Here is a 25640-nt window from a genome sequence, read left to right as displayed (position 1 = left end):
CTTTGACCGATTCGCCAAGTCAAATCTAAACATTCGATCGCTTGATGACGCTTCTCGACTTCACAAGTGCAAGAGGTCAGCCGAACTTGTACAGTACGCCGAAACCGCCGCGCGGGTAGTTCCATTCGATCTCCCCGGTCTCGCGCGTGAGAATGCGGCAGGTGCCGCATTCGAGGCAGCCGTCGGCGGCCACTTCCACCTGCCCGCTCTCGGTCTGCGAATAGCAGCCCGCCGGGCACAGCGTCGTCATCGCGACCAAACTCGCGGACGGCGTCTCGTGCGGCTTGACGCGGATATGCGGGCGGCCGGCATCGACGAGGTAGCGGTTCTGGAAGAGCTTCTCCTCCACTTTCGCGCGCGGCGGGGCCGTGGTCACCATGTTCATTGCCGGTCTCTCCTTTCCTTGAGGCTCAGCGCCACGCCATGACCAGGCGGAACGCGTCGCCCATCATCCCGCGCAAGGTGCGGGTCTTGCGAAAATTGCTGTAGATCGCCTTTTCCTTGGAAACCTTGTCGACGCCGTCGACGCGGAACCAGGTCTGCATCGCCTGGCTGACGAGCTGCGGATAGGCGCCGAAGAACGCCCCCTTCTTGCGATGGAGCAGCTCGGGGATGCCCTTGTATTTCTTGAGGTCCTTCATCACGAAAGTCTCGCCCAGCCGCTTCTCGTAGTCGGCGAGATTGGCGGCCGACATCTCTTCGCGCTTACGAGTGAGCGCGATCACCGTCTCGGCGGCGACGCGCCCAGTGGTCATCGCGAGGTTCGAGCCCTCGCGGTGCACCGCGTTGACGAACTGGCCGGCGTCGCCGACGACCACCCAGCCCGCGCCCGTGAGCTGCGGGATCGCCTTGTAGCCACCCTCGGGAATGAGATGCGCTGCATATTCCTTGACTTCCGAGCCTTCGAGTAGCGGCTTGATCGAGGGATGCGCCTTGAACGCCTCGAGCAGTTCGTTGGGCGTCACCCCGCTCGTCGCGAAGTCGGATACGATGCAGCCGATGCCGACCGAGATCGATTCCTCGTTGGTATAGAGAAACCCGGTTCCGGTCATGCCTTTGGTGATCGTGCCCATCGCCTCGATCACCACGCCCTCGTTGCCCTTGAGATTGAAGCGCGCCTCGATCGTCTCGCGCGGCAGGAAATGCATTTCCTTGACCGCGAGCGCGACGGTGTCGGCGCCGACTTCGGGACGCAGGCCCGAGCGCTGGCCGACCAGGCCGTTGACGCCCTCGGCGAGGATCACGACGTTCGCCATGATCGGCGCGCCCTGGCGATCGGTGCGCACGCCGATCACCTTGCCCGAAAGGTCCTTGACCAGTTCGGTCACGGTGGTCTCGTAAAGCACCAGCGCGCCCGCTTCCTTGACCTTGGACGAGAACCACTTGTCGAACTGCGCGCGCAGGATCGTGTAGCGGTTGGGCTTCTCCTCGTTGAAGTCGTTCGAGCGGTAATGCATGCCCGAATGCGATGCGTCGTCCATCATCCACATGCGCTGCTCGATGACGTGACGCTCGAGCGGCGCTTCCTCGCGGAAATCGGGGATGATCTTTTCGAGCGCGTCGGAATAGAGAATCGCGCCCTGCACGTTCTTCGAGCCCGAATACTCTCCGCGCTCGATCTGCAGGACATTGAGACCCTCGCGCGCCATGACGTATGCGGCGGCGTTGCCCGAGGGCCCTGCCCCCACCACGATCGCGTCGAACGGCTTGTCGAACTGGCCCATCGGTGCCTCCTCAGCTTGCGAGACGGTTGACGCGCAGGCGCGCGGCGAATGCCGCGGTGAGCGCGGGAAGGAGCGTGACGGCATCGGCGACGATGCCGAGATGCGCGAAGGCGAAGATCGGCGCGTCAGGATCGGTGTTGATCGCGACGATCACATCGGCGCCCTCGACGCCGACACGATGCTGGATCGCGCCCGAGATGCCCGCGGCGATGTAGAGCTTGGGGCGGATGGTCTTGCCGGTCTGGCCGATCTGGCGGTCCGAGGTGATCCAGCCTTTCTGCACCAGCGGCCGCGAGCCGCCGTATTCGGCGCCGAGCACTTCTGCGAGGTCCTTCACGAGCTGGAAGTTCTCGACCGAGCCGAGCCCCAGCCCGCCCGCGACGACGATGTCGGCATAGGGAAGCTGCGCCTGGTCGCTGTCGCGGTCGGCGATGAAATCAAGCACCTTGGTGACGATGTCGTCTTCGACGAGGCCGGGCGTGACTTCGACGATCCGGCCCTGCCGGCCCTCCTCGCGCTCGGGCATGGCGAGGACGCGCGGACGCACCGTGGCCATCTGCGGACGGAAGTTGAGCGTGAAGATGGTGCACAGCAGCGAACCGCCGAAGGTCGGGCGCGTCGCCGCGAGCGAGCCTTCCTCGTCGATCGCCAGCTCGGTGCAGTCGGCGGTGAGGCCCGTCTGCAGCGTGGTGGCGACCGAGCCCGCCAGATCGCGGCCGAGATTGGTCGCGCCCAGCAGCAGGATCTCCGGCTTGTAGGTGTTGACGATGTCGGTCAGCACCCGCGTCGCGGCCTCGTTGCGATAGTGCTTCAGCGCGGGATCGCAGGCGAGATAGGCGCAGTCCGCGCCGTATTCGAATGCCGCCCTGGCCGCCGCCTCGAGACTCTCGCGATCATCGCCCATGACCACCGCGGCGAGTTCGACGCCGCGCTTGTCGGCAAGCTTGCGCCCCTCGCCGAGCAGTTCGAACGAGACCGGATGCACTTGTCCGTGCTCGATCTCGACGGCCACCCAGACGTGCTTGTACGCCTTGAAATGCTCGGGCAGCTCTTTCTTGGTCTGGGCCCGGCCGCCAGCCGCGGGTGCGGGCTTCTTGTCTTCGGCCATGGTACGTGCCTCCTTCAGACGTAGTGTTCGCCGGCGAGTTCGAGCAGATCGCCCTCGATGCCCGGCGCCTTCGCGAAAATCGCTTCGACAAGCGCCGCCGCCTTGGCGTCGACACCGCCTTCGGCTTCGACGATCTCGGCCTTTTCCGCGCGCGCGGTGGGGGCGAAGACCTTCTTGACGATGGTCGGCGAGCCCCTCAGGCCGCACTTGGTCAGGTCCTCGATGCCCACCGCCTCGGCGTTCCATGTGACGACCTCGGCGCGCGCCGCGCCGAGCGCGTTCTCGATCGTTCCGCGGCGCATCTCGTTGCTGGCTTCCAGCATCGTGATCAGCACCGGGAAGGACGAGACGAGATCCTGCACGCCGCCCTCGGCGCGCCGCTCGACGCGGATGGTCGCCGCATCGAGATCGACCTCGGAAATCCTCGCGATGTAGGTGAGCTGATTGTAGCCGAGCCGCTTGGCGATGCCGGGGCCGACCTGCGCGGTGTCGCCGTCGATGGTCTGCTTGCCGGTGAAGATGATCTCGGGCTTGCCGAATTCCTCGGCGATCTTGCCGAGCGCCATCGACAGTGCATAGCTCGTCGCCAGCGTGTCCGATCCGGCGAAATAGCGGTCGGTCAGCAGCACCGCGCGGTCCGCGCCGAAAGTCAGCGTCTTGCGCAGCGAATCCGCCGCGGTCGGCGGGCCCATCGTCAGCACGGTGACGGTGGCGCCGAACTTGTCCTTGAGCCGCAGCGCCTCTTCGAGCGCGAACAGGTCATAGGGGTTGATGATCGTCGGCACCCCCTGGCGCATGATCGTATTGGTCACCGGATGGACCCGGATCTGCGCGCTGTCCGGCACCTGCTTGATGCAAACCACGATATGCATGGGTCAGTCTCCCGTCAGGGCTGTCAGCGGAACGAAGGGGCGGTTGGCTTCGGGCTTGGGCGCGATCGCATCCTTGTGCACCTTGAACAGGCGCTGCTCGATCGGGCTCGAGGCGACGAAGTCGGCATAAGCCTGCGCCAGGTGCTCGCGGCACAGCGCGAGCAGCGCGGCGTCGTCCGCCTCGGCCAGCGCGCCTTCGACTTCGCTGCCCGCGAGATACTGGCCCATGCGGCGCAGGATGTGCAGCCGCGCGACCTGCACCACTTCGGGTTCGTAGGGCACGTCGAGGAAGGCGAAGAAATCTTCCGCGCTCGACAGCGCCTGGAGATCGTCAAGCAGGCTCATGATCGTGCTCCTTGCAGACGGGTTCGCGCCCCTCGCGGTGGGCGAGGCGCAGTTCGAGGAAATCGAGACGGTCGAGCAGCTCGGAGATCGCCTCGCCGACAGGGTCGGGCATGAGGTGATGGTCAAGGTCGATCCGCCCGCCACCGACACGGCGGCGCTCGGCGGGATCGCGCACGATCCGCCCGGGAATGCCGATCACGGTCGCCTCGGGCGGCACCGGATCGACGACAACGGAGTTTGCGCCGACGCGCGCGCCCATGCCGATCGTGATCGGCCCCAGGATCTTGGCGCCGCAGCCGACCAGGACGCCGTCCTCGAGCGTCGGGTGGCGCTTGCCCGGCGACCAGCTCGTGCCGCCCAGGGTGACGCCGTGGTACAAGGTGACGTCCGCGCCGATTTCGGCGGTCTCGCCAATGACGACGCCGGCGCCGTGATCGATGAAGAAACGCGCGCCGATGGTCGCGGCGGGATGGATGTCGACGTTGGTCACGAGCCGCGCGAACCAGGCGAGGAACCGCGCAGGAAAGCGCAGGCCCGCGCCCCACAGGCGATTTGCGATGCGGTGCCACACAATTGCGTGGACGCCGGGATAAGTCAGCACGATCTCCAGCGGCCCGCCCGCCGCCGGATCGCGCGCGGCGACGCAGGCGATGTCGTCGCGGATCAGCGCGGCGAGCGAGGCGCGCCGTGGACGCGTCGGAGCTACCCGGTCGGAGAGCGTCGCCAGCGGCATCATGCGATCCCGTCGGCCATGCCGGTGCGGCAATAGATCAGCGCGAGGTCCGCAAGCTCGACCGGGCGCTTGGTGGCGAGCGCGCGGGCACGCACGTCGGCGAGGATGCGTTCGAGCCGCTGGTGATCGGCCTCGAGGCCGATCGAGCGCAGGCTCGAAGTCACTGCCGCGCGGCCCGAATGGCGGCCGAGCAGGATGCGCCGCTCGCGCCCGAAGCGCGCGGGATCGAGCGCCTCGTAGGTCTCGGCATCGCGCAGCAGGCCCGAAACGTGGATGCCCGATTCGTGGCTGAAGACCATCGAGCCGACAATCGGCTTGTTCTCGGGGATCGGCCGACAGGCCGCAATCGCGACCGTCTCGGCGAGCGCGGGCAGCCGCGTCAGGTCGATCCCGGTGGGGCGGCCAAGCGTCTCGCCGATACCGGCGGCGACTTCCTCGAGCGGGGCATTGCCCGCGCGTTCGCCGAGCCCGAGCACGCAGACGCTGACGTGGGTCGCGCCGCCGCGCACCGCCGCCAGCGTGTTCGCGGTCGCGAGCCCGAGATCATCGTGGCCATGGAATTCGAGCTCGATGTCGGTCTCGCGCGCCAGCTCACGGAAGATGTCGCGCGTGCCGAAGGGATCGAGCACGCCGAGCGTATCGGCATAGCGGAAGCGATGGCCGCCCGCCTGCTCGATCGCGACGACGACCCGCTTGAGGAAATCGATGTCGGCGCGGCTCGCGTCCTCGCCGCCGATCGAGACCTTGAGGCCCTGGTCGAGCGCATAGCCGACCACTTCCTCGATCCGGGCGAGCACGTCGGCACGGCCTGTGCCGAACTTGGCGCGGATCTGGCGGTCGGAGACCGGCACCGATAAGTGCACACGGTTCACCCCGCAGCGCGCCGCCGCATCGACATCGGCGCGGGTCGCGCGGCACCAGGGGATGATCTGCGCGCCCCTGGCCTGCGCTGCCATCGCCGCGATCGCCTCGATGTCCTCCATACCCATCGCCGGCGTTCCCGCCTCGATCTCGTCGACGCCCGCGAGTTCCAGCGCGGCGGCGATCGCCAGCTTCTCGTCGAGGCTGAAGGCGACGCCCGGCGACTGCTCGCCGTCGCGCAGAGTGCTGTCGTTGATGATCACGCGATGCTGGAATGCGGTCATGGCACGGCTCCTCAGGCGTAAGTCGGGTTGAAGGCGCTGGCCTCGCCGGAAGCGAGCTTCTCGCGCTCCTTCCAGAACGGGCTCATCTCGCGCAGCCGCGCGATGATCGGCGGCATCGCCTCGAGCGCGCGGTCGACGTCGGCGTCGGTGTTTTCGCGGCTGAACGAGAAGCGGATCGCGCCGTGCGCGGCGGTGTAGGGCACGTTCATCGCGCGCAGCACGTGGCTCGGCTCGAGGCTGCCCGAGGTGCAGGCCGAGCCCGAGCTGGCGGCAATGCCCTCGCGGTTCATCAGCAGCAGGATCGCCTCGCCCTCGATATACTCGAACGCGACGTTGGCTGTATTGGGCAGGCGGTTGTCGACGTCGCCGGTCGGAAAGCTGTTCGGGATCGCCTCGAGCAGTCCCTGTTCGAGCCGGTCGCGCATCGCCGCGACGCGGGTGCGCTCGTCCTCGAGGTGTGCCAGCGCGAGTTCGGCCGCCTTGCCGAGGCCGACGATGCCGGGGATGTTCTCGGTCCCCGCGCGCCGTCCGCGCTCCTGGTGGCCGCCGCGAACCATCGGCCGCAGCCGCGTGCCCTTGCGGACATAGAGCGCGCCGATGCCCTTGGGCGCGTGGAGCTTGTGGCCCGAGAGCGAGAGCATGTCGATCTCGCTCTCGGCGAGGTTCATCGCGATCTTGCCGACCGCCTGCACCGCATCGGTGTGGAACAGCGCCCCGGCCTGGTGCGCCATCTCGGCAAGCTGCTCGACCGGGAAGATCGTGCCGGTCTCGTTGTTGGCCCACATGATCGAGACGATCGCGGTCCTGGGGCCGAGCGCCTTGCGATAGGCTTCCACGTCGAGGCGGCCCTTGGCGTCGACACCAATCACATGGACCTTGGCGCGGCCGGTCTTTTCGAGATGGCCGACGAGCGCGAGCACGGCAGGGTGCTCGACCGCGGAGGTGATCACCTCGTCGCGGCCGGTCTGCGTCTCGAGCGCGGAGAGGATTGCGGTGTTGTCCGCCTCGGTGCCGCCCGAGGTGTAGACGATCTCGTGATCGTATTCCGCACCGAGCAGCGCCTGGAGCTGCTTGCGCGCGGTCGCCAGCGCGCTGCCGACCTCGGCGCCGAAGGCGTGCATCGAAGAGGCGTTGCCGAACTGCTCGGAGAAGTAGGGCAGCATCGCCTGCACGACTTCGGGCGCGCAGCGGGTGGTCGCGTTGTTGTCGAGATAGACCGGTTCCATGGGCGTGACCTCCTCTTGGCGGATCAGTGGACGGGGGCGGCGGGGACCACCAGCAGCGGCATGCCGACCGCCTCGACGAGCCGCGCCTGCACGCCCTCGATGGTGGCGCTCGACAAGTGGCAGCCGACGCAGGCGCCGGTGAGCCGCACGATGACGCGGTTGCCCTCGACGTCGATCAGTTCGCAGTCGCCTCCGTCGCGCTGCAGCGAGGGCCGGATCTGCTCGATCGTTTCCTCGATCAGCCTGATCTTCTGCAGTGTCGTGAGCGGCGCCTTGCCGTTGGGCGCGCCGGCCTTGGCGGCGGCAGCGGCCTTGGCTGCGGCCTTCTTGCGGCGGCGCGGCGCGACGCCCGGAACGAACGCGTCCTCGGCGGCGATCAGCCCGTCCTCGACCATCTCGGCGTTGACGCGCTGCAACACGCCCTCGATGCCCTCGGCGCAGGTCTCGCAACCCCCGCCGGCCTTGGTGTAGTTGGTGATCTCTTCGAGACTGGTGAGCGTGTTGCCGCGAATGGTCCGCTCGATCATGCCCTCGTCGATGCCGAAGCATTTGCAGATCAGCGCGCCTTCCTCGTGGTCGTCGACCCATTCCTCGCCGCGATAGTTGGCGACGGCGGCCTGAAGCGCCTCGTAGCCCATCACCGAGCAGTGCATTTTCTCGGGCGGCAGGCCTCCGAGGAAATCGGCGATGTCCTGGTTCGAAATCTGCATCGCTTCTTCGATGGTCTTGCCGATGATCAGTTCGGTAAGCGCCGAGGAACTGGCGATCGCCGAGCCGCAGCCGAACGTCTGGAAGCGCGCGTCGGAGATGGTCTGGGTCGCTTCCTCGACCTTGATCATCAGCCTGAGCGCATCACCGCAGGAGATCGCGCCGACGTCGCCGACGCCGTCGGCGTCCTCGAGCACGCCGCTGTTCTTGGGATTGAAGAAGTAGTCCTTCACCTTGTCGCTGTATTCCCACATGACCTGCTTCTCCTCAGCCGAACGACTTGCCGCACGAGCAGCGGCTTGATGCGTTGGGATTTTCGAACGTGAAACCCGAGCCCTCGAGCGCGACCACGAAGTCGATCGTGGTGCCCGCGATCAGCGGCTGGCTGATCGGATCGATGAAGACGCTGACGCCTCCGCTCGCGATCACCGCGTCGTCGGCTTCGGGCTGGCCGACGAGGCCCATCATGTACTTGTAGCCGGCGCATCCGCCCGCCTCGACCTGGATCCGAAGACCGGCGGGCTCAGCCTCCGCCTTGTCGATGGCGCTGCGAACGGCTTCAACGGCACTGTCGGTAAGGACGATCATGCTGGTCCCTCACTTTCGGATTTGCGGGAACCTTGCAGCAAAGAGCGTGCCAATTTCTCCGGATCGGCGGAATCGCCCGATTGCGCCCTGCTTGCTCGTTGTCGGCCCGCCTCCGATGCGACCAAAGCGTGTCGGCTTTGGCACATTCGTCACACGGTCTTGTTGCGATGCACACAAAGCCGGGACGGTGCGCTCGCCTGCTCGTGCGGAAATGCGCGGTGCGCGAAAACGGCCCGTTTCTTGCGTTGGCGTCGTCGCAGCGAATCCCGCGCAAGGAGATCATCATGACGACACTCGAAACCGTGCGGCTGGAAGACACCGCGCTCGGCCCTCTCGCCGAGCAGAAGCGCCTCCGCAACGCCGTGCTCAAGGAACCGCTTCCCAAGGCAGGGACCTTCGGCTTCCGCGGCGACATCGCCCTCGCCTTCCAGGATCAGGTCGGCGACGAGGCGCGCCCCCCGGCCTATTCGATCGAGCAGGTCCTGCTTGTCGCCGACGCCGCGACGAAGACGATCCCCGTGCTCGCCGGCTACCTGCACAACTTCGCATGGCTCAAGGACGCGGGAGAAGTGCTTGCGGACTACCTCGTACCCGAAGGGACTTACGTGTTCTTCGCGAACAACATCGACTTCCTGAAGACCTACACGGTCCCGCTCGGCAACGGCGTGGTCGCCAAGGTCCTCCCGCTCGATGAATCGACCGTCTGGAAGGAGACACTCGATCTCGCCGGCGTCGACAAGAACGACGTCAAGAAGATGAGCGGCCCGGAAAAGCTCGAATACGTGCTCGACCAGCTTGCCGGCACGCGCATGGACTTTGCCGAGATTTCCTACGAGGACGGTGTCGCGGCGATGGAGCCCGAGCGCAACCGCAACGAGAACCGCCCGGTCTGAAGCCGCGAAGGGGCGGGCGCCCGCGCTTTCACGCGGCCGACCTGCCCCAACCGCGCAACCGCGCCAGCCAGCGCTTGCGGCGCGCCTCGCCTCCATCGATCATGCCGATGACGGCATAGCGCACCGGGCCAAGCCCGACAAACTCCAGGACGTTGCGCTTGAGCGCCTTAACGCCGTGCGCGCGGTAGTAGAGTTCGTAGACCGGCGCCGGCATTCCCATCGAGACGACCACGCGCGCCGACCGCCCCGCGAGCAGGCCCTTGGGAAAACCGCGTTGCTGCCCCTGGAACGCGAAATGAGGCCGCAGCACCTGCTCGAGAAAGCCCTTGAACAGCGCGGGGGTCGAGCCGAGCCAGAGCGGATAGAAGATCGCGACATGCTCGGACCAGATCAGCGCCTCCTGCGCTTCGAGAATGTCGATCGGCACGTCATGCGCCTGAAACTGCGCCTCGTTGCGGATCAGCGGGAAATCGAGCGACGCAATAGCGATGCGGCGCACCTCGTGGCCGCCGTCTTTCGCGCCCTCGGCATAGGCGTCGGCGGCGGCATGGATGAAATGCGGCGCGGCGTCGGGATGGCCGTCGAGGATAACGATCCGGGACATTCGATCGAAATCCCACCTTTCGCGGGGCGGTGCATTGACCCGAGTCAACCGTGCGACGACGGGCCGGACCCTCGCTTTGCCACGGCTGCTATTCGAGCCCCTGCCCGCTGTCGAAATCGTCTTCCTCGACGAGATCGGCATCAACCAGGCAGATGTCGCCATCGGCGTCGATGACCGTCTCGATGGGTGTCAGGCTCTCGCCCTGGCAAGGCCCCTCGACGCATTGGCCGGTGCCCAGATCGAACAGCGCGCCGTGCTTGCCGCACTGGATGCGCGTGCCCGATCCGTCGAGGAACTCGCCGCGCTCCCAGTCGAGGTGGGTTTCCTGGTGCGGGCAGCGGTTCTCGTAGGCGCGTACGTTGCGCCCCCAGCGCAGCACGAAGATCGGGTATGGCGCAACGCCCCCGTTTTCGCCGCGCCGCGCCAGAACGAAGGGCACGGCGCGGCGGTTGGGGATCTCTTCGAGCGCGCAGATCGCGACGAGGTCGGCCACGCTCACGCCGCCGCCCCGGACGGCCGCGGCTCTGGCGCCTTGAGCGGGAGCAGGCCCATCTTGAAGCTTTCGGTCATGTGCCGCGCCCGCTTCATCGCCAGTTCGGCGAGCGGCGCGGGCAGTTCCTCCGCCGCCGCCTGCCCGAACGCGGCCATCCAGCGCTCGAAGTGCACCTCCTCGACCTTCATGCCGACATGGTGGGTATAGGGCGTGCCGCGGTTGTAGCGCGTCGTGCCGAGCAGCGAATGCGACCAGAAATCGGCGACGATGCGGTAATGCTCCTCGAAATCGGTGATGAGCGCGCGGAACATCGGGCCGAGGACATCGTCCTCGAAACACAGCGCGTAGAAGCGGCGCACCATCGCCATGATCGCGGCTTCGGACGCTGCCTCTGCCTGGGCGGTATCGGTCATGCCCTTGCCTCCGGCTGCATGGGCGCAGGCCGTCCATTGGCCATGCGCGCGAGCAGCGATTCCCCGTCCTCCGCGCCGAAGCAGGCATCGAAGTCGTCGCATTCGGTGCACACCGGCGCCGAGCACAGGCGGAAGCCTTCGGAGCTGCACATCATCCGGTAGAAGAACTTCTTCCACTTCATGTCCGCGCCGTTGCGCGCGGCGAGGCGAGGAAAGTGGCGTTGCATCAGCATCGAGAGTTCGGTGCGCCCGCCAAGCCCGAGGTCCTGCCACAAGTGGTTGGGCCGCTGGCAGCGCCGCGCCACCATCCGCGACAGCAGGATTTCGAGTACGGAAGCGGCGGCCGAGTTCATCCAGAGGATGTCGCGCAACGCCTGTTCCTCCTGCGTGCGCGCGGGCGTGCCGCTCAGCGGCAGACGTGCGCCGGGAAAGCAGATCGCGGCCAGCGCCTCGGTCTCGGCGTCGTCGAGCCCGGTCAGTTCGCAAAGCGGCGTGTCCTCGTGAAGCGCCTCGCGCAGCGCCAGCGCGAGAATCGAAGCGGCGAGATGCGTGTCGAACGCATCCGCCCCGCCGAGCGCGCCGAGCCAGATCAATTCGGCGTAGGCTTCACCGGAATGGTCGGTCCAGGCGCGTCCCATCGTCAAGCCGCCAGCTTTTCGTGGGTCTGGCAATTGGTTGGGCAGACCCGCGCGCAGGCGCCGCAGCCGATACAGGCGTCGGGGTCGGACATCGCCATCACCCGCTTCTCGATCTCGTCGTCGTCATCGTCGTCATCGAGTTCGACGATCTCGCCGTCCTCGTCGACGCCCTTGAGCGTCATCACGTCGCGGCCGCAGACCTTGAAACACCGGCCGCAGCCGATGCAGACCTCCGGATCGATCGCAACGAGGTAGTCGGGAATCCACTCGCGCCCGCCGCGTGTCACCAGCGCGGTCATGACGCCGCTTCCAGCGCCTTGAGCTCGGCCCGCTTGGCGTCGAGCGCGGCATAGGCATCGCGCACGCGCTCGGCGGTGGCGATCACGTTCTCGACGCCGACCGGAAGCTCCTCGGACAAGTCATGCAGGTCCATCTTGGCCTGCATCGCCCGCGCGGAGAGCTTCTTGAGGTCCGCCTTGAGGTCTTCGATGTCGGGCATGACCTGGATTCTCCTCAGTAGTCGGCCACGGCAGGGAACTGCTCGATCATGCCGATCGCCGATCCCAGCACCTTTTCCGCCTCGGCATTGAGCTTTTCGAGGCTGTCGAAGCCGAAGCGGTGGATGTCGCGAAGCTGCTTGTTCACGACGACGAGGCGGCCGGCGATCAGCACCATGCGGCCGAAGCCTTCGTGGCTCATCTTCATCATCGGGCTGACCATCCGGCCGCAGCGGCGCTCGATCTCGAGGCACAGCGCGCCGTAGTAGAGTTCGACCCGCCACAGCGTGTCGGGATCGGGATCGCCGATGATCGGGATCGCGCGGCGCTTTTCCTTGTCGAGCAGGAACGGCTCGAGCAGGTCCATGTCGCTCTTGCGCTCCCAGTGGCCGTGCGAATCCTGCGCGCGGATCTGGCGCACGAGCGCGGCGGCAAATCCTTCGACCGCGGGGGTTTCGAGTACCTCGGTCATCACGCGTCCTCCTCTTCCTCGAAATCGACCTTGCCTTCGCCCGACTTGGCGAGAACCTTGCGCAGCCACGGCGGCGGCGTCCCGGCGAGCACGCCGCGCAGCTTTTCGAGCATGCCCTCGATCGGCTCGGGCTCGGCGACCTTCATCGGGTGAATGTTCTGCGCGACCACGCGCGCCGCGCCCGATCCGCCGATCGCGGCGACGACGAGGATCGAGACGCCCTGGAGCGCCTTGAGCTTGGGCTCCAGCTTGTCCTCGTTGCCGTCCTCGTTGAGTTCGCCGGAAAATTCCTCGACCCGGTCGAGCGCCCAGCCCTCGGGCGTGAGGTCGTAGATCGCGATGTTCCTAGCCCAGCCGAAATGGGCGTCGATCCGTTCGAGATCCTGCGTTGCGAATGCGACTTTCATCAGACCAGCTCCTTTCGCGGTTCGCTCGATAGTTCGCTTGCTTGGTCGGGCCACGCATCGCGCCAGTCGTCGGGCGAGGGCTCATGGTGGCGCTGCATCAGCATGTTGCCGATGGCGAAGAGCATGTCGCGCGTGCCGCGATAGCCGACGGTGACCAGGTGCCCCGCACCGAGCGCGTCGAACATCGGGATGCCGATGCGATAGTGCGGAACATGCAGCCGCTCGGCGGCCTGCCGCCCGTGGCTGTGGGTGATGAGGATGTCGGCGTCGGCCGCGCCTGCCTCCAGATCCTCGAGGTCGCCGATCGTGACGCTTTCGCACGGCAGCTTTTCGAGGACCGGCGAGGAAGTCGTCGTCACCGCACTGACGATCTCGGCTCCGACCTCGCGCAACGTCGAGACCAGCGCAAACAGCAGATCGGGCTCGGCGCCGATCGCGAACTTGCGCCCGCCGATGTGGAAATGCGCGTCGAGCATGGCGTCGACGAGCTGGCCACGCTGGCGACGGTACTTCACCGGCACCTCGCGGCCCGAAAGCTGCGCAAGGTGCATGATGAGTTCGTCGCAGGCAGAGAGACCGCTCACCCGCTCGAACAGGCGGAAGGGCACGCCGGCGCGCTTCTCCAGCGCTTCGGCCGGGCCGCGCATCTGCGCGCCGATCGCAATCGTCGCGCCCGCGGTCGCCATCGCGCGAACCTCCTCGCAGCCCGCACCGCCGAGCGTGGTGGGGGTGAAGTCCTCGGGGATGTGGCCGTCGAGCGACCCCGACAAATCGGGCACGAAGTTGGGGGCCAGACCGAAGGCTTCGATCATGTCGCGCAACTCGTCGATGTCGCCAGGGGTGAGATGGCAGCCGGGCAGCACGTTGACGCGCGTGGCATCGCGACGCACCGGCTCGACCTCGGGCACGACCTGCTCGATCAGCGCGGTCACAGCCTTGGTCCAGCCGTCCTCGAAGGCGCCCGCGAAATCGGGCGTGGAGCACTGCACGATCGCCACGTTGGCGAGTTCGGGATGGCGCTGGCGGATCGTGGCGACGAAGCCCTTGAGATCGTCGCCCTTCACTTCGGTGACGCCGGTCGAGCAGATGCCGATGATCTCCGGACTCGTCTTCTTGACGATGTTGAGCACCGCCTGCTCGACGTTCTCGTAGCCGCCCAGCACCGTCGCGACTTCGGACATCGCCGTGGTCTGCAAGGGGATCGCTTCGCGGAAATGCCGCACGAACAGCACCAGCCCGAAGCTCGTGCAGCCCTGCGAGCCGTGCAGCAGCGGCATCGCGCCGCGCATCCCCATGAAGGCGAGCGCGCCGCCGATCGGCTGGCTCATCTTGAGCGGGTTGACGGTGCACGCCTTCGCCGATTTCACGACCTGCGCCATGGCTAAGCGGCCTCCCTTCCGGTTGCGGTTGGCGGCGAATGGGGGGAGACACACTCCGATAGTGCCCGGTCCTGCCATGACGCAGCGCCCGCCCCTTCCCAGGGTGCCGGACGTCGGACTTCCTGCCAGACAGGGTTGGACAGGGTCCGGTCGATTTCCTTCACCATCTCGACCATGCCGTGATAGCCGGCAAAGGCCGCGTGACGCTCCTGGTTGATATCCATCCACGGCATCGAGGCCTTGAGCGCGACGAATTGCGACCGGCCGCCCGACAGCATGATGTCGGCTTCGGCGGTCTTGAGCTTGCGGTACATCTCGCGCGGGGTGAGATCGTCGAACATGTGGGCATCCTCGCCCATCAGCTTCTTGATCTTCTCCTTGTCCTCCCTGGTGGACTTCTTCACCGAGGTCCCGGCGATCTCCATGCCTGCTTCCTGCAGGGCGGCAACCACCGACCACGACTTCACGCCGCCGGTGACGAGCAGCACCTTCTTGCCCGTGAGACGCGCGCGATAGGGTTCGATCGCGGCCCAGGCGCGGGCTTCCTCGCGCGCGATCACAGCCTCGGTGCGGTCCATCAGCTCGGGATCGGCGCCGCGCTCGATCAGCAGCCGCGCGATCTCGCGCAAGCTGTCCGACATGTCGCCGATGCCGTAGAACGAGCCTTCGAAGAATGGGATCTCGTAGCGCTCTTCCATCTTGCGCGCGACGTTGATCATCGCCTTGGAGCAGACCATCATCGCCGCCTTGGCGCGGTGCGACCAGGCGACTTCCCTGTAGCGCGCGTCGCCCGAGATGCACGAGAGGATGCGGATACCCAGTTCGTCGAGCAGCGGCTTCACCTGCCACAGCTCGCCGGCGAGGTTGTATTCGCCGATGATGTTGATGTCGTAGGGTGTGGTGTATTCGGGCTCCTCGGTGCCGATGACGTGCTTGAGCATCGCCTCGCCGGCAAGCTTGTTGCCCAGGTTCTTGGGGCCCGCGAAGCCCGGCGAATGGATCGGGATGCACGGTGTGGCGAATTTCTCGCTCGCGCGCTTGCACACCGCGTCGATATCGTCGCCGATCATCGCGGGCACGCAGGTCTGGTAGACGAACACCGCGGGCGGCGCATATTTCTCGACGATCTCGCGGATCGCCTTGAACAGGTGCTTCTCGCCGCCGAAGACGATATCGTTCTCGGTCATGTCGGTGGTGAAGCCAGTGCGGTAGAGGCTCGATCCCGACGACTTGGCGCCGCGGTTGTCCCAAGAATTGCCCTCGCAGGCGATCGGGCCGTGGACGAGATGGGCGACGTCGGTGATCGGCTGGAGTGCGATCTTCGCCCCGTCGAAGGCGCAGCCGCCCGCCGCTCCGCCCGGCTGGAGCTGCTTGGTGCAGCCCTTCTTGCGCTCCTTCTCGGACTTCGCCTGGTTCTTGCCACAGCCGGGTTCGTTGAACACGTCCTGGATGGTCTGGTTCAGACTGGTCATCGCGTGGTCCTCCGGCGGGGTAGGAATCGGGTTGCGGGTCCCTCCCCCGCCGGTCCCTCTGGCGCGGGAACGGCGGGGGGCGGGGTTCGTGACATCAGCGGATGATGTCGTAGCTGTAGTCGGTCTTGCTCGGCACGTTGGTGGTCGCGTCCATGTGCTCGAAGACCCGGTCGAGGATCGTCACGAGGACGTTGAGACCGCCCTGGTAGCCCCACACGGGATACCGGTGCTTATGGTGCCGGTCGAAGATCGGGAAGCCGATCCGGATCAGCGGCACGCCGGTGTCGCGCTCGAGGTACTTGCCGTAGGTGTTGCCGATCAGGAAGTCCGGCTTCTCGGTGAACAGCAGCGAGCGCATGTGCCACAGGTCCTTGCCCGGGTAGGCCTTGCAGTTCGCGCCGAACGGCGAGCTGTCGAACAGGTCCTGCATCTTCGCCGCCCAGGCCTTGCCGCCGTTGGTCGAAAGCACCACGACCGGCTCGCCGCCCAGTTCCATGACGAACTTGGCGAGGCCGTAGGCAAGGTCGGGATCGCCGTAGATCGCGAACTTCTTGCCGTGGATGTGGGCGTTCGAGTCCGCGATCGCATCGACCAGACGGCCGCGCTCCTTGGCCAGTTCCTCGGGGATCTCGACGCCGGCCAGCCGCGCGACTTCCATCACGAAACTGTCGGTCGCCTCGACGCCGATCGGGTGGTTGAACGCGGCGGTCTCCTGCCCGTGGTTGGCGATGAACGGCAGCGTCTTTTCGGTGCAGTATTCCTGCATCGAGATCGTCGCCTTGGCGTGGATCGCGTTGGCCGCATCCTCCAGCGTCGTGCCGCCGTCGTACATGCGGAAGGTGCCGTCGGTGGGGGTGTCCCAGACGTCCGACTGGTCACCGAGGATCGTGTACTCGACCTTCATCATGTCGAAGATCCGCTTCACTTCACGCAGGTTGCCGACCGCGTAGCCGTCGAACCCGCCCAGGAAGTTGATCTTGCCGTTGGGCACGCGCACCAGCTTGTCGACGGTCTTGGCCTTGCCGTCCCAGAAGTGTTCGAGAATGCCCTTCATCGCGTTGTCGTAGCCGGTGACGTGGCTGCCCACGAAGGCCGGCGTGTGTGCGAAGGGAACGTCGAATTCCTCGGGAAGCGATTCCTTCTCCTTCGCCGTCTTGATGAAGGCGTTGAGGTCGTCGCCGATGACTTCGGCCATGCAGGTGGTCGAGACCGCGATCATCTTGGGCTTGTACATCGAATAGGCATTGGCGAGCCCGTCGACCATGTTGTTGAGCCCGCCGAACACGGCCGCGTCCTCGGTCATCGACGAGGAGACGCACGAGGTCGGCTCCTTGAAGTGACGCGAGAAGTGCGAGCGGTAGTAGGCGACGCAGCCCTGCGATCCGTGGACGAAGGGCAGCGTGTCCTCGAACCCGACCGCCGCGAAGACCGCGCCGAGCGGCTGGCACGCCTTGGCCGGATTGATGGTCAGTGCCTCGCGGCTGAAGTTGAGGTCCTTGTATTCCTCGGTCTTGGCCCACTCCCGAACCCGCGAGATTTCCTCGTCGGGGTGCGGGTTCTCGAACTCGGTCCGCTTCTTGGCGAGCATGTCGGTGTATTCCTCACCGCGAAAAAGCTCGAAGTGGTCCTTAACCTGATTTGCATCCTGGGGCATCGGTGCCTCCTGTCAGAAAGGTTGGATGAGAGCGGTCATTCCGCCGCGATCGCGAAGTCCTCGCCGCCCTGTTTCCAGGGGGTGGGGGCCATGCTCCAGACGGGCGAGTTGATCGCCATGTCCATGTCGCGGGCGAAGATCGCGAAGCCGTCGTAGCCGTGGTACGGGCCCGAATAGTCCCAGCTGTGCATCTGGCGGAACGGGACGCCCATCTTTTGGAAGACGTACTTTTCCTTGATGCCCGAGCCGACGAGGTCGGGCTGGACCTTCTCGACGAACTTCTCGAACTCGTAGCCGGTCACGTCGTCGTAGATCAGCGTGCCGTCCTTGACGTAGTGCTGGGCGGTGCGCTGGTAGTCGTCGTTGTGGCCGAATTCGTAGCCGGTGCCGACCACTTCCATGCCGAGGTCCTCATAGGCCCCGATCACGTGGCGCGGACGCAACCCGCCGACGTAGAGCATGACCTTCTTGCCCTCGAGACGCGGCTTGTACTTGGCGATCGTCGCTTCGGTGAGCGCCTTGTACTTGGCGATGACCCGCTCGGCGCCTTCCTGGATACTCTCGTCGAAGTAGCTGGCGATCTTGCGCAGCGATTCCTCGATCTTCGAGGGCCCGAAGAAGTTGTACTCGACCCAGGGGATCCCGTACTTCTCTTCCATGTGCCGCGAGATGTAGTTCATCGAGCGGTAGCAGTGCAGGACGTTGAGCTTCGCCTTGGGCGTCGCTTCCAGCTCGGCGATCGAGCCGTCGCCCGACCACTGCGCGATCACGCGCAGGCCCATCTCCTCGAGGAGGATGCGGCTCGACCAGGCATCACCGCCGATGTTGTAGTCGCCGATGATCGCGATGTCGTAGGGCCCCGGCTCGAAGGTCGGCGCCTTGTCGTCGGTCTTGTCGAACACCCAGTCGCGCACCGCGTCGTTGGCGATGTGGTGGCCAAGCGACTGCGACACGCCGCGGAAGCCCTCGCAGCGCACGGGCACGATGGTCTTGCCGCCGTACTCCTTGCTCTTGGCCTTCGAGACGGCCTCGATGTCGTCGCCGATCAGGCCGATCGGGCATTCGGACTGGACGGTGATGCCCTTGTTCAGCGGGAACAGCATCTCGATCTCGTCCATGATCTTGGCGAGCTTCTTGTCGCCGCCGAATACGATGTCCTTCTCCTGGAAATCGGACGTGAACTGCATCGTCACGAAGGTGTCGATGCCGGTCGTGCCGATGTAGTAGTTGCGGCGCGCGGCCCAGGAATACTGGCCGCAGCCGACGGGTCCGTGGCTGATGTGGATCATGTCCTTGATCGGACCCCACACCACGCCCTTCGATCCGGCGTAGGCGCAGCCGCGAATGGTCATCACGCCCGGGATCGACTTGACGTTCGATTTGACGCCGCAGTCGCTCTTGCCGTCCTCGTGGACGTTGAGGTGCTTGGCGCGGCGCTTGGCCGACTTGGCCGGATAGACTTCAAGGACCTCCTGGATCAGCGCCCGGTTGCGTTCCTTGACCTGTGCGATGTCGGTGTTGTCTGAGACACTCATGATTTGATCTCCTGCTTCGGGTGCTCGGTTCCGATCGTTCCTCGAAGGCCCGGACCTGCCGCCGGTCGCACGTGGCGGCAGGCCCGGGTTCGATCGGTCAGACGGCGAGTTCGGCCGCGGTCTTGCCGACCTGGGTTTCGTCGATGGCGCTCATGATGCCGTGCTCCATGAGCATGTCCTCGAGCTCGTCCATGGTGATGGGAGTCGGGATGATGCCCTTGCCGGCATTGTTGTGGATCTTCTGCGCGAGCTGACGGTATTCGTCGGCCTGGTTCGAATCCGGCGCGTACTCGATGACGGTCATGCGGCGCAGTTCCGCGTGCTGCACGATGTTGTCGCGCGGCACGAAGTGGATGAGCTCGGTGCCGAGCTTGCCGGCCAGCGTTTCCGCCAGTTCGAGTTCCTTGTCGGTCTGACGCTCGTTGCAGATGAGGCCGCCGAGGCGCACACCGCCCGAGTTGGCATATTTGAGAATGCCCTTCGAGATGTTGTTGGCGGCGTACATCGCCATCATCTCACCCGACATGACGATGTAGATTTCCTGCGCCTTGTTCTCGCGGATCGGCATCGCGAACCCGCCGCATACGACGTCGCCGAGCACGTCGTACGAGACGTAGTCGATGTCCTCGTAGGCGCCGTTTTCCTCGAGGAAGTTGATCGAGGTGATGACGCCGCGGCCGGCGCAGCCGACGCCCGGCTCGGGACCGCCGGATTCAACGCAGCGGATATCCTTGTAGCCGATCTTCATGACGTCCTCGAGCTCGAGGTCCTCGACCGAACCGGCCTCGGCGGCGAGCGAGAGGATGGTGTCCTGCGCCTTGGCGTGAAGCATCAGGCGAGTGGAGTCGGCCTTGGGATCGCAACCGACGATGAGGATGCGCTGGCCCAGATCGGCGAGAGCGGCGAGCGTATTCTGCGAAGTCGTGGACTTGCCGATGCCTCCCTTGCCGTAGAAGGCGATTTGACGAAGTGACATTGCATGCTCCTAAGCTGTTTGCACGGTCTTTGGCCGAAGGGTTCAGCCCCTCCGGCCTCTCCCCGCCGCGCAAATCGTGAGCGACGGGCCAGCGGGCCAACCTCCGCTGCGCCAACCCCTCTGCACGGGCCGTGCCAAATGCTCGCAACCGCAAAAAGAAGCCCGTTTCTTGCGGGTTTCGCGCAAATGTCGGGCCGTGTCGGACCGTGTGACAAAGCGAACAAAGCCGCCCTGCTTGTCGCAAAGGACACACGTGCGACATGCTCCGGCCGTGCCCGACGGGCCATTTTGCGCCGCAGCGCGGCTTGGCGCGCGACTTGCTTGGCTCCTGGCGGAAACAGTCCGATGGAGAACCCGCAATGCAGATCGGTGTCGAAACTTCCAAGACGCTCGACGAACGCCGCATCTTCGTGGTCGACGAAGACGAGATCACTCGCGCCGCGCTGCAGTTCATGCTGCACGATGAGATCGAGACGCACGAACTGGCGAGCCTGGCCGAGGCCTTCGCCAAGGGCGAGGAGTGGCTCAAGCCCGACGTGCTGATCCTCGGCATGTCGATCCTGCGCGCCGAAGGGCTCGAAGCGCTGGCAAGGATCGCCGAGCGCTATCCGGCCGCGCGGGTGCTGATCGTCGCGGGGCAGGAGGACGAGGAACTCGGCCTCGCCGCGCTCAAGGCGGGCGCCGCCGGGGCGCTGATGAAGCCGCTGCGGATCGAGGCGGTGCGCCAGAAGGTCGATACCGTGCTCGGCCGCGCTGGCGGCGCGCCGCTGATCCAGCTCGGCGGGCTGTAACCGCCGCCTGGACTCGCCAGGCGCCGCGAACAGGGGGAGCGCATCGAAGGCACTGGCGCTTGGCGCGCCGTGCGATATTCTGCCTCCCGGTGAGCGGATTGCCCGGAGGGCCGACATCAAGGCCAATTTGAAGGGACGCAACCATGAAGATCAGCGCACGCAATCAGATCAGCGGCACGGTCGAAACGATCACGCCCGGCGCCGTCAACGGCAGCGTAAAGGTCGCCATCGGCGGCGGCCAGACGATCACCGCGAACATCACCGAGGAAGCGATCGCGGATCTCGGCCTCGCGCCAGGCGACGCGGTCACCGTGATCGTCAAGGCCAGCGACGTGATGATCGGCAAGTAGCCGGAAAGCCCCACGCGGGCCGAATGAAAGGACGGCCAGCGGTGCTCGGGCACCGCCGGCCATCCTCCTCCTCCAGCTCCTCAGGTCTCGGCGGCGAGAATGACGTGGCTCGCCTTGAAGCAGGCGAGCGCTTCGCCCCCGGTCACCAGCCCCAGCTCGCGCAGCGAATGGGTCGTGACGATGGCGGCCAGCTCGCGGCCGCCGCCGATGGCGAGCACGACCTCGCTGTCGACCGGCCCTTCGGTCACCGCGACGACGGTGCCGCCGATGAGATTGCGCGCCGAAATCCTGAGGTCGGGCGTATCGGCGAGCAGGGTCACGAAGCTTGCGTTGATCAGCGCCACGGCCCGGCCCCCGGCGACGAGATCGAGCGCGGCAAGGCATCCGTTCGAAACGAGCGCATCGATGACGATGTGTTCGTTGACGAGCAGCCCCACCTCGGCGTTCACCGGGCCATGCGAGATGGCGGTGACGATCCCTGAGAGCATGTTGCGCGCGCTGGTGCGCAGCGTCGTCCGGCTCCGTACCGGCAACCGCGCGAGCGTCGCCATGTCAGGCGCTCGCGTCCGCGAACATCGCCTGGAGTTCGCCGCTGGTGTACATTTCGCGCACGATGTCGCAGCCGCCGACGAATTCGCCGTTGACGTAGAGTTGCGGCAGCGTCGGCCAGTCCGAGTATTCCTTAATGCCTTCGCGCAGGAACGGGTCCTCGAGCACGTCGACGCCCAGGTAGGGACGGCCGAGGGCATCGAGCACCTTCACCACGCCGGCGGAAAAGCCGCACTTGGGCTGGGTGGGATCGCCCTTCATGAACACGACGATCTCGTTATCCGTGACGAGCTTGCGGATGCGGTCTGATGTCGTCATCGCCATTTCCTTTCAGTTTACAGGAACGAATGTCTGCAGCGCGAGCGCGTGAAGCGCATCGCCCATGTCCGGCCCGATCGCGGCGTAGACCATCTTGTGCTGCTGGATCCGGCTCTTGCCGGCGAAGGCCGACGACGTGACCCGCGCCGCCCAGTGATCGCCGTCGCCGGCGAGATCGACCATGATCACCTGCGCGTCGGGAAAGGCGGCGGTGATGCGCGATTCGATCTCCTCGGAGTTCATGGCCATGGCGCGGCTCCCTAGACGAACGAGAGAATCTCGACGGTCACGTCCTCGGTGCCCAGGATCGTCGTCTGGCAGGCGAGGCGCGACTTGGAGCCGACACCGACGATGGTGTCGAGCGTCGCGTTCTCCTCGCGGGAGATCTTCGAGAGGCCCTTACGGCCCTCGGTCACGAAGATGTGGCACTTGCCGCAATTGCCTTCGCCGCCGCACTTGGTCCGGATCGGCGCGCCCGCCGCGTTGAGCACCGCGAGCAGGTTGTCGCCCTCGCTGACCGCAAGCGCGGTGGCGGAGGGCATGATGGTGAGCGTGGTCATGGTCTTTGGTCCTTTCAATAGATCGCCGCGCCCGCGCCCGAATTGATCGAGGCGTCCTTGAGCCGGGCGACGATGAAGGCGACCTGCTCGGGCGTGAGGTGGGCGTGAAACGGGAGTGCGATGGCGCGATCGGCGACCTTTTCGGTGACGAACAGGTCGCCCTTCTTCCAGCCGCGCTCGCGATAGGCGCGCTGGAGATGCAGCGGACTCGAATAGGCATGTGCCTCGATCGCCTCGGTGCGCAGATCCTCCAGAATCGCGTCGCGCGACGAGCGGGTGAAGCGGGTGCCGAGATGGACGACGTAGAGGAACCAGTGCACTTCCTCGACCTCGGGCGCCACGTAGGGTGGCTTGATCCCCTCGAAGCTCTGCATGAAGCCGTCGTACATCGCCTGGATGCCGCGCCTGCGCTCGAGCGCGACGTCGAGCCGTTCGAATTGCGCCAGCGCGAGGGCCGCGGTGACTTCGCCCATCGCCGCGCCGAAGGGTGCATCGACCGTCGCCGAAACCGAGCCGCGATCGGCCAGCGCGCGCGAGCGCAGCCGGCGCATCGCCATCGCCAGCGTGGCATCGTCGGTCAGCACGAGGCCGCCCTCGCCGCAGCAGATCACGCCGGGCTGCGCGAAGTCGAAGATCGCCACGTCGCCAAAGCTGCCGACCATGCCCGCCTGGTGCCGCGAGCCGATGGCTTCGCTCGAATCCTCGATGAGGAACAGACCGTGCGCGTCGGCCAGTTCGCGCAGCTTCGGCCAGTTGGCCGGATGGCCGCAGACGTTGCCGGCGATGACGGCCCGGGTCCTGGGCGTGACTTGCGCCGCAGCCTTGTCGGGCGAGAGACAGCCCGACCAGTAGTCGATGTCGGCGAAGACCGGGGTCGCACCGCTGCGCAGCACGGCGTGGCCGAGTTCGCGATAGCCGTGCGCGGGCAGGATTACCTCGTCGCCCGCGCCGATGCCCTTGGCGGTGAGCGCGATCAGCAGGCCCAGCGCCGCATTCGAGACCGCGAGACCGCGCGCGCGGCCGACATAGCCGGCGAAGGCACGTTCGAGTTCCTCGGCGACCGGCCCCTCGCCGAGCCGATTGCCGCGCAGCACATGCTCGACGGCGAGCACGTCGTGCAGTGTCAGGTCGGGGTCACACAGCGGAATCTGGACCGGCTCGCCGGTCGTGATGGCGATGACTTCGGCGCTCATGGCGATGTCCTTTCGGCGATGAGGATGGCGTTCGCCTCGCCGGGCTCGTCGGTCACCCGGATGCAGTGGCCGCTCGCGTCGAGCAGGTGGACGTCGCAGGCCTCGTTCGACACATACGGCTCCTCGAGCACGTCCGACGCATCGCAGCGGCGCGTGGTGATGTGCGGCAGCAGCCTGGAGATGCCGTAAGCCATCGCGTCGGCGCCCTGTCCCTTGAGCGCATCGACCAGGGCGCCAAGGCGCGCGAGTTCCTCGGCGCTCATTGCCAGAACGTCCGCGCCGGATCGCTCGCCAGCCGCATCAGCAGCTCGCCGAGGCGCGCATAGCGGCTGTCCTCAAGCCAGCACCCGGCGGCGTGGTCCTTGCGCAGCAGCGTCCATTCGGCGCGGAGCTCATCCCATTCGAGCCAGGCGACGTCGATTTCGCCGCCCTCGGGATCGACCTTGCGCGAACAGCACGGGCTGCGCACGAGATAGCCGTTCTCGACGAGTTGCACGGTCGGTTGGACGTAGCGATAGCGCTCGCGCGTCTCGATCGCGCGCGAGATACGCATGGCGTCGAGTTCGTTGGGATGGCGCGGGCTGCTCCTGCCGGCAGCAAATCGGCGCGTGGCGGCGGCGGCAATCGACATCAGCGTGGCCCTCCCGCTCGCGCGGCCAGTTCCTCCTCGAAGCAGCCGACCACGACCGTGCCGCGTTCTCCGGCGAATTCGACGATGTAGACCGGCTGGTTGCTGTCCTGGTGGTGACCGACGTTGACCACTTCGCCAGGCGCGCCGCGCGCGACGAGCAGTTCGTCCGGGCCCGCGTGCGGATGGCTGCCGTCGTTGACGATGTCGGCGACGGCCCGCACGGGCTGGCCCCATTGGAAAGCCGGTTCGCGGATGTCCATCATCGGCCCGCTCCCGCTGCCGAGGCCGAGATCGGCAGCGCGCTCGGCAGTTCGTCCTCGTCTTCCTCGCCGGTCCAGACCGGCTCGAGCTCGCGGCGCTTCATGCCGACGCGGTGCCCGCTTTCGAGGAACTCGACGCCGTAGATGTAGAACTGCTGCAGGAAGGTACCGATCGATACGACCACGCCCTCCTCGCCCTTGCGGCAGAGCTGGTCGCCGATCTCGCGGCCCGCGTACGTGCCGTCGTTGCGCACGAGGCGCTTGGCGCGCACCCGCTCACCGTAGCGGAAGGCGGGCGGGCCGTTGAGTTCGACCACGTCGCTGTCGCGCACGATGTTAGTCATCGGCTTCCTCCATCGCGTCGAGCACGTCGATCAGGACCTTGGCGCCGATCCGGTCGCGGGGGTCTAGCGCGAGCAGCTTCTCGGCCGCCGCGCGGCCCTGCTCGACCATGCCGAGCCGCAGCGAGAGGTAGGCGTAGCCCTTGAGGCTGAAGAGAAAGAAGCGCGGCAGCAGCGCCTCCCAGCGGCCGAACGGCGCGTCGTCCGGCTCGACCTTGCGCCAGTCGTCCCCGAGCACGTTGAGCTTGAGCGCCTTTTCGACGCAGGCGCGCGCGACATCGAGCGCCTCTGTGAGACGCCCCTTGTAGAAGTAGAACCGATAAAGCGCGATCAGCACAGCGGCATGATCGGGCGCGATCCGCTCGGCCTCGAACAAGTGCGTCTCGGCGACATCGGTGAAGCGGTAGCGTTCGGCCGCGAGATCAAGCTGCCGCCGCGCCTCGGCCGGGAGCCCGCCGCCAAGCAGCGGGCTCTGCAGGATCTCGTCGGCCATCCTGTCGCCGGCCGCCCCCCCGGCCCCTTCGAGCGGATCGAACTTGTCCGTCACGGCGCGTACCTCGGCAGGCTCCGGTCGATGACACAGGTGTCATCGACCGGACATATGGCAACGCACTGCGGGTCGTCGAAGTGGCCGATGCACTCGGTGCACAGCGCCGGGTCGATGACGAAGGTATTGCCCGCCTCGGAGATCGCCTGGTTGGGACAGAGCGCCTCGCAGGCGGTGCAATTGGTGCACTGGCTGGCGACGATCTTGAACGGCATCGC

37 protein-coding genes are annotated in these 25640 nt (G+C 66.3%); 3 read left to right on the top strand and 34 right to left on the bottom strand.

The window, feature by feature from the left end; translation table 11 throughout:
* Positions 1–76: 76 nt before the first annotated feature.
* Genes B2G71_RS14940 through B2G71_RS14895 form a run of 10 tightly spaced genes read right to left on the bottom strand, consistent with a single transcriptional unit; the run spans position 77 to position 8449 of the window.
* Positions 77–385: a ferredoxin family protein gene (locus B2G71_RS14940; RefSeq protein WP_098107207.1), complete on the bottom strand. Its 309-nt coding sequence runs from the start codon at positions 383–385 to the stop codon at positions 77–79.
* A gap of 25 nt (positions 386–410) precedes the next feature.
* Positions 411–1724: an FAD-dependent oxidoreductase gene (locus B2G71_RS14935; protein ID WP_098107205.1), complete on the bottom strand. Its 1314-nt coding sequence runs from the start codon at positions 1722–1724 to the stop codon at positions 411–413.
* Between the two features lie 10 nt (positions 1725–1734).
* On the bottom strand, positions 1735–2832 hold the full coding sequence (locus B2G71_RS14930) for an electron transfer flavoprotein subunit alpha/FixB family protein (protein ID WP_098107203.1): 1098 nt from the start codon (positions 2830–2832) through the stop codon (positions 1735–1737).
* 14 nt (positions 2833–2846) lie between these two features.
* A complete protein-coding gene (locus B2G71_RS14925; RefSeq protein ID WP_098107201.1) occupies positions 2847–3704 on the bottom strand; it encodes an electron transfer flavoprotein subunit beta/FixA family protein in 858 nt (285 codons plus the stop codon).
* Between the two features lie 3 nt (positions 3705–3707).
* The gene (nifW, locus tag B2G71_RS14920; RefSeq protein WP_098107199.1) at positions 3708–4049 is read right to left on the bottom strand and encodes a nitrogenase stabilizing/protective protein NifW; all 342 of its coding nucleotides are present in this window, start codon (positions 4047–4049) and stop codon (positions 3708–3710) included.
* Positions 4036–4782 carry a serine O-acetyltransferase gene (gene cysE, locus B2G71_RS14915; RefSeq protein WP_206049421.1) on the bottom strand — a complete coding sequence of 249 codons (747 nt, stop codon included), beginning with the start codon at positions 4780–4782 and terminating at the stop codon, positions 4036–4038. Before cysE ends, nifW begins: the two co-directional genes overlap by 14 nt.
* A complete protein-coding gene (nifV, locus tag B2G71_RS14910; protein WP_098107196.1) occupies positions 4782–5927 on the bottom strand; it encodes a homocitrate synthase in 1146 nt (381 codons plus the stop codon). Before nifV ends, cysE begins: the two co-directional genes overlap by 1 nt.
* Positions 5928–5938: 11 nt before the next feature.
* Positions 5939–7153, bottom strand: a complete 1215-nt coding sequence (gene nifS / locus B2G71_RS14905) for a cysteine desulfurase NifS (protein ID WP_098107193.1) — start codon at positions 7151–7153, stop codon at positions 5939–5941.
* Between the two features lie 23 nt (positions 7154–7176).
* Positions 7177–8115 (bottom strand): Fe-S cluster assembly protein NifU, encoded by a 939-nt coding sequence (gene nifU, locus B2G71_RS14900; RefSeq protein ID WP_098107191.1) that lies wholly within the window; start codon positions 8113–8115, stop codon positions 7177–7179.
* A gap of 13 nt (positions 8116–8128) precedes the next feature.
* Entirely contained in the window at positions 8129–8449 is a 321-nt protein-coding gene (locus B2G71_RS14895; protein WP_098107189.1) for an iron-sulfur cluster assembly accessory protein, read from the bottom strand.
* A gap of 284 nt (positions 8450–8733) precedes the next feature.
* Between B2G71_RS14895 and B2G71_RS14890 the strand changes: the two genes are divergently transcribed.
* Entirely contained in the window at positions 8734–9342 is a 609-nt protein-coding gene (locus tag B2G71_RS14890; protein ID WP_098107388.1) for a hypothetical protein, read from the top strand.
* A 28-nt stretch (positions 9343–9370) separates the two neighbouring features.
* On the opposite strand, the gene B2G71_RS14885 is transcribed toward B2G71_RS14890, so the two are convergent.
* From B2G71_RS14885 to nifH, 13 genes are all read right to left on the bottom strand, one after another.
* Entirely contained in the window at positions 9371–9946 is a 576-nt protein-coding gene (locus B2G71_RS14885; protein ID WP_098107187.1) for an NAD(P)H-dependent oxidoreductase, read from the bottom strand.
* Positions 9947–10034: 88 nt separating this feature from the next.
* Positions 10035–10445 carry a Rieske 2Fe-2S domain-containing protein gene (locus B2G71_RS14880; protein WP_206049420.1) on the bottom strand — a complete coding sequence of 137 codons (411 nt, stop codon included), beginning with the start codon at positions 10443–10445 and terminating at the stop codon, positions 10035–10037.
* Positions 10442–10852 (bottom strand): group III truncated hemoglobin, encoded by a 411-nt coding sequence (locus tag B2G71_RS14875; RefSeq protein WP_098107185.1) that lies wholly within the window; start codon positions 10850–10852, stop codon positions 10442–10444. The genes B2G71_RS14880 and B2G71_RS14875 overlap by 4 nt, the downstream gene beginning before the upstream one ends.
* On the bottom strand, positions 10849–11490 hold the full coding sequence (locus B2G71_RS14870; RefSeq protein WP_098107183.1) for a nitrogen fixation protein NifQ: 642 nt from the start codon (positions 11488–11490) through the stop codon (positions 10849–10851). The genes B2G71_RS14875 and B2G71_RS14870 overlap by 4 nt, the downstream gene beginning before the upstream one ends.
* A gap of 2 nt (positions 11491–11492) precedes the next feature.
* Positions 11493–11789, bottom strand: a complete 297-nt coding sequence (fdxB, locus tag B2G71_RS14865) for a ferredoxin III, nif-specific (protein WP_098107181.1) — start codon at positions 11787–11789, stop codon at positions 11493–11495.
* On the bottom strand, positions 11786–11989 hold the full coding sequence (locus B2G71_RS14860) for a CCE_0567 family metalloprotein (protein ID WP_098107179.1): 204 nt from the start codon (positions 11987–11989) through the stop codon (positions 11786–11788). Before B2G71_RS14860 ends, fdxB begins: the two co-directional genes overlap by 4 nt.
* 14 nt (positions 11990–12003) lie before the next feature.
* On the bottom strand, positions 12004–12459 hold the full coding sequence (locus B2G71_RS14855; protein WP_098107177.1) for a NifX-associated nitrogen fixation protein: 456 nt from the start codon (positions 12457–12459) through the stop codon (positions 12004–12006).
* Positions 12459–12866 carry a nitrogen fixation protein NifX gene (gene nifX, locus B2G71_RS14850; protein WP_098107176.1) on the bottom strand — a complete coding sequence of 136 codons (408 nt, stop codon included), beginning with the start codon at positions 12864–12866 and terminating at the stop codon, positions 12459–12461. The genes B2G71_RS14855 and nifX overlap by 1 nt, the downstream gene beginning before the upstream one ends.
* Positions 12866–14245, bottom strand: a complete 1380-nt coding sequence (gene nifN, locus B2G71_RS14845) for a nitrogenase iron-molybdenum cofactor biosynthesis protein NifN (protein ID WP_098107175.1) — start codon at positions 14243–14245, stop codon at positions 12866–12868. Before nifN ends, nifX begins: the two co-directional genes overlap by 1 nt.
* 2 nt (positions 14246–14247) lie before the next feature.
* The gene (gene nifE / locus B2G71_RS14840) at positions 14248–15717 is read right to left on the bottom strand and encodes a nitrogenase iron-molybdenum cofactor biosynthesis protein NifE (RefSeq protein WP_098107173.1); all 1470 of its coding nucleotides are present in this window, start codon (positions 15715–15717) and stop codon (positions 14248–14250) included.
* Between the two features lie 94 nt (positions 15718–15811).
* Positions 15812–17371 carry a nitrogenase molybdenum-iron protein subunit beta gene (gene nifK, locus B2G71_RS14835; protein ID WP_098107171.1) on the bottom strand — a complete coding sequence of 520 codons (1560 nt, stop codon included), beginning with the start codon at positions 17369–17371 and terminating at the stop codon, positions 15812–15814.
* A gap of 35 nt (positions 17372–17406) precedes the next feature.
* Positions 17407–18906 carry a nitrogenase molybdenum-iron protein alpha chain gene (gene nifD / locus B2G71_RS14830; protein ID WP_098107169.1) on the bottom strand — a complete coding sequence of 500 codons (1500 nt, stop codon included), beginning with the start codon at positions 18904–18906 and terminating at the stop codon, positions 17407–17409.
* A gap of 97 nt (positions 18907–19003) precedes the next feature.
* Complete coding sequence (gene nifH, locus B2G71_RS14825) at positions 19004–19882, bottom strand: nitrogenase iron protein (protein WP_098107168.1); 879 nt, start codon at positions 19880–19882, stop codon at positions 19004–19006.
* A 359-nt stretch (positions 19883–20241) separates the two neighbouring features.
* Between nifH and B2G71_RS14820 the strand changes: the two genes are divergently transcribed.
* Both B2G71_RS14820 and B2G71_RS14815 read left to right on the top strand, forming a co-directional pair.
* Positions 20242–20673, top strand: coding sequence for a response regulator (locus B2G71_RS14820; RefSeq protein WP_098107166.1), 432 nt, complete (start codon positions 20242–20244; stop codon positions 20671–20673).
* A gap of 143 nt (positions 20674–20816) precedes the next feature.
* Positions 20817–21023, top strand: coding sequence for a TOBE domain-containing protein (locus B2G71_RS14815; RefSeq protein ID WP_098107164.1), 207 nt, complete (start codon positions 20817–20819; stop codon positions 21021–21023).
* 80 nt (positions 21024–21103) lie between these two features.
* Here B2G71_RS14815 and B2G71_RS14810 read toward each other — a convergent pair whose 3' ends face one another.
* The 11 genes from B2G71_RS14810 to B2G71_RS14760 are packed head-to-tail and all read right to left on the bottom strand — an operon-like array spanning position 21104 to position 25637.
* Complete coding sequence (locus tag B2G71_RS14810; RefSeq protein ID WP_098107162.1) at positions 21104–21574, bottom strand: TOBE domain-containing protein; 471 nt, start codon at positions 21572–21574, stop codon at positions 21104–21106.
* Position 21575: 1 nt separating this feature from the next.
* The gene (gene grxD, locus B2G71_RS14805; protein ID WP_206049419.1) at positions 21576–21896 is read right to left on the bottom strand and encodes a Grx4 family monothiol glutaredoxin; all 321 of its coding nucleotides are present in this window, start codon (positions 21894–21896) and stop codon (positions 21576–21578) included.
* 6 nt (positions 21897–21902) lie between these two features.
* Entirely contained in the window at positions 21903–22139 is a 237-nt protein-coding gene (locus tag B2G71_RS14800; RefSeq protein ID WP_098107160.1) for a BolA family transcriptional regulator, read from the bottom strand.
* 11 nt (positions 22140–22150) lie between these two features.
* Positions 22151–22450, bottom strand: a complete 300-nt coding sequence (locus tag B2G71_RS14795; RefSeq protein WP_098107158.1) for a 2Fe-2S iron-sulfur cluster-binding protein — start codon at positions 22448–22450, stop codon at positions 22151–22153.
* A 14-nt stretch (positions 22451–22464) separates the two neighbouring features.
* On the bottom strand, positions 22465–23643 hold the full coding sequence (locus B2G71_RS14790) for a DegT/DnrJ/EryC1/StrS family aminotransferase (protein WP_098107156.1): 1179 nt from the start codon (positions 23641–23643) through the stop codon (positions 22465–22467).
* Positions 23640–23906, bottom strand: coding sequence for a hypothetical protein (locus tag B2G71_RS14785; RefSeq protein ID WP_240530170.1), 267 nt, complete (start codon positions 23904–23906; stop codon positions 23640–23642). Before B2G71_RS14785 ends, B2G71_RS14790 begins: the two co-directional genes overlap by 4 nt.
* Positions 23903–24274, bottom strand: a complete 372-nt coding sequence (locus B2G71_RS14780; protein ID WP_098107152.1) for a hypothetical protein — start codon at positions 24272–24274, stop codon at positions 23903–23905. The genes B2G71_RS14785 and B2G71_RS14780 overlap by 4 nt, the downstream gene beginning before the upstream one ends.
* Positions 24274–24537 (bottom strand): nitrogen fixation protein NifZ, encoded by a 264-nt coding sequence (locus tag B2G71_RS14775; protein ID WP_098107150.1) that lies wholly within the window; start codon positions 24535–24537, stop codon positions 24274–24276. The genes B2G71_RS14780 and B2G71_RS14775 overlap by 1 nt, the downstream gene beginning before the upstream one ends.
* The gene (locus B2G71_RS14770) at positions 24534–24878 is read right to left on the bottom strand and encodes a nitrogen fixation protein NifZ (protein WP_098107148.1); all 345 of its coding nucleotides are present in this window, start codon (positions 24876–24878) and stop codon (positions 24534–24536) included. The genes B2G71_RS14775 and B2G71_RS14770 overlap by 4 nt, the downstream gene beginning before the upstream one ends.
* The gene (locus tag B2G71_RS14765; protein WP_240530169.1) at positions 24871–25422 is read right to left on the bottom strand and encodes a hypothetical protein; all 552 of its coding nucleotides are present in this window, start codon (positions 25420–25422) and stop codon (positions 24871–24873) included. Before B2G71_RS14765 ends, B2G71_RS14770 begins: the two co-directional genes overlap by 8 nt.
* The gene (locus tag B2G71_RS14760) at positions 25419–25637 is read right to left on the bottom strand and encodes a 4Fe-4S binding protein (RefSeq protein ID WP_098107147.1); all 219 of its coding nucleotides are present in this window, start codon (positions 25635–25637) and stop codon (positions 25419–25421) included. The genes B2G71_RS14765 and B2G71_RS14760 overlap by 4 nt, the downstream gene beginning before the upstream one ends.
* Positions 25638–25640: the final 3 nt, after the last annotated feature.

It is taken from the genome of Novosphingobium sp. PC22D (assembly GCF_002556635.1).
Lineage (GTDB): Bacteria > Pseudomonadota > Alphaproteobacteria > Sphingomonadales > Sphingomonadaceae > Novosphingobium.
This window is presented reverse-complemented; position numbering and strand designations above follow the sequence as displayed.

Coding starts and splice junctions, on each gene's coding strand:
- fdxB (WP_098107181.1), bottom strand. CDS start 11,789: ATGACCGCGCTGGTGACACGCGGCGGGCGCGAGTGGATTCCCGACTAC.
- B2G71_RS14855 (WP_098107177.1), bottom strand. CDS start 12,459: ATGACCGAGGTACTCGAAACCCCCGCGGTCGAAGGATTTGCCGCCGCG.
- cysE (WP_206049421.1), bottom strand. CDS start 4,782: ATGCCGCTGGCGACGCTCTCCGACCGGGTAGCTCCGACGCGTCCACGG.
- nifK (WP_098107171.1), bottom strand. CDS start 17,371: ATGCCCCAGGATGCAAATCAGGTTAAGGACCACTTCGAGCTTTTTCGC.
- B2G71_RS14885 (WP_098107187.1), bottom strand. CDS start 9,946: ATGTCCCGGATCGTTATCCTCGACGGCCATCCCGACGCCGCGCCGCAT.
- B2G71_RS14785 (WP_240530170.1), bottom strand. CDS start 23,906: ATGAGCGCCGAGGAACTCGCGCGCCTTGGCGCCCTGGTCGATGCGCTC.
- nifN (WP_098107175.1), bottom strand. CDS start 14,245: ATGGCGCAGGTCGTGAAATCGGCGAAGGCGTGCACCGTCAACCCGCTC.
- B2G71_RS14935 (WP_098107205.1), bottom strand. CDS start 1,724: ATGGGCCAGTTCGACAAGCCGTTCGACGCGATCGTGGTGGGGGCAGGG.
- B2G71_RS14930 (WP_098107203.1), bottom strand. CDS start 2,832: ATGGCCGAAGACAAGAAGCCCGCACCCGCGGCTGGCGGCCGGGCCCAG.
- B2G71_RS14795 (WP_098107158.1), bottom strand. CDS start 22,450: ATGACCACGCTCACCATCATGCCCTCCGCCACCGCGCTTGCGGTCAGC.
- B2G71_RS14780 (WP_098107152.1), bottom strand. CDS start 24,274: ATGTCGATTGCCGCCGCCGCCACGCGCCGATTTGCTGCCGGCAGGAGC.
- B2G71_RS14800 (WP_098107160.1), bottom strand. CDS start 22,139: ATGGCCATGAACTCCGAGGAGATCGAATCGCGCATCACCGCCGCCTTT.
- B2G71_RS14875 (WP_098107185.1), bottom strand. CDS start 10,852: ATGACCGATACCGCCCAGGCAGAGGCAGCGTCCGAAGCCGCGATCATG.
- nifU (WP_098107191.1), bottom strand. CDS start 8,115: ATGTGGGAATACAGCGACAAGGTGAAGGACTACTTCTTCAATCCCAAG.
- B2G71_RS14940 (WP_098107207.1), bottom strand. CDS start 385: ATGAACATGGTGACCACGGCCCCGCCGCGCGCGAAAGTGGAGGAGAAG.
- B2G71_RS14870 (WP_098107183.1), bottom strand. CDS start 11,490: ATGGGACGCGCCTGGACCGACCATTCCGGTGAAGCCTACGCCGAATTG.
- nifV (WP_098107196.1), bottom strand. CDS start 5,927: ATGACCGCATTCCAGCATCGCGTGATCATCAACGACAGCACTCTGCGC.
- B2G71_RS14860 (WP_098107179.1), bottom strand. CDS start 11,989: ATGCCCGACATCGAAGACCTCAAGGCGGACCTCAAGAAGCTCTCCGCG.
- nifX (WP_098107176.1), bottom strand. CDS start 12,866: ATGAAAGTCGCATTCGCAACGCAGGATCTCGAACGGATCGACGCCCAT.
- nifS (WP_098107193.1), bottom strand. CDS start 7,153: ATGGAACCGGTCTATCTCGACAACAACGCGACCACCCGCTGCGCGCCC.
- B2G71_RS14925 (WP_098107201.1), bottom strand. CDS start 3,704: ATGCATATCGTGGTTTGCATCAAGCAGGTGCCGGACAGCGCGCAGATC.
- B2G71_RS14810 (WP_098107162.1), bottom strand. CDS start 21,574: ATGGCGACGCTCGCGCGGTTGCCGGTACGGAGCCGGACGACGCTGCGC.
- nifH (WP_098107168.1), bottom strand. CDS start 19,882: ATGTCACTTCGTCAAATCGCCTTCTACGGCAAGGGAGGCATCGGCAAG.
- nifW (WP_098107199.1), bottom strand. CDS start 4,049: ATGAGCCTGCTTGACGATCTCCAGGCGCTGTCGAGCGCGGAAGATTTC.
- B2G71_RS14770 (WP_098107148.1), bottom strand. CDS start 24,878: ATGACTAACATCGTGCGCGACAGCGACGTGGTCGAACTCAACGGCCCG.
- B2G71_RS14760 (WP_098107147.1), bottom strand. CDS start 25,637: ATGCCGTTCAAGATCGTCGCCAGCCAGTGCACCAATTGCACCGCCTGC.
- B2G71_RS14790 (WP_098107156.1), bottom strand. CDS start 23,643: ATGAGCGCCGAAGTCATCGCCATCACGACCGGCGAGCCGGTCCAGATT.
- B2G71_RS14820 (WP_098107166.1), top strand. CDS start 20,242: ATGCAGATCGGTGTCGAAACTTCCAAGACGCTCGACGAACGCCGCATC.
- nifD (WP_098107169.1), bottom strand. CDS start 18,906: ATGAGTGTCTCAGACAACACCGACATCGCACAGGTCAAGGAACGCAAC.
- B2G71_RS14775 (WP_098107150.1), bottom strand. CDS start 24,537: ATGATGGACATCCGCGAACCGGCTTTCCAATGGGGCCAGCCCGTGCGG.
- B2G71_RS14895 (WP_098107189.1), bottom strand. CDS start 8,449: ATGATCGTCCTTACCGACAGTGCCGTTGAAGCCGTTCGCAGCGCCATC.
- B2G71_RS14815 (WP_098107164.1), top strand. CDS start 20,817: ATGAAGATCAGCGCACGCAATCAGATCAGCGGCACGGTCGAAACGATC.
- grxD (WP_206049419.1), bottom strand. CDS start 21,896: ATGGCGATGACGACATCAGACCGCATCCGCAAGCTCGTCACGGATAAC.
- B2G71_RS14890 (WP_098107388.1), top strand. CDS start 8,734: ATGACGACACTCGAAACCGTGCGGCTGGAAGACACCGCGCTCGGCCCT.
- nifE (WP_098107173.1), bottom strand. CDS start 15,717: ATGACCAGTCTGAACCAGACCATCCAGGACGTGTTCAACGAACCCGGC.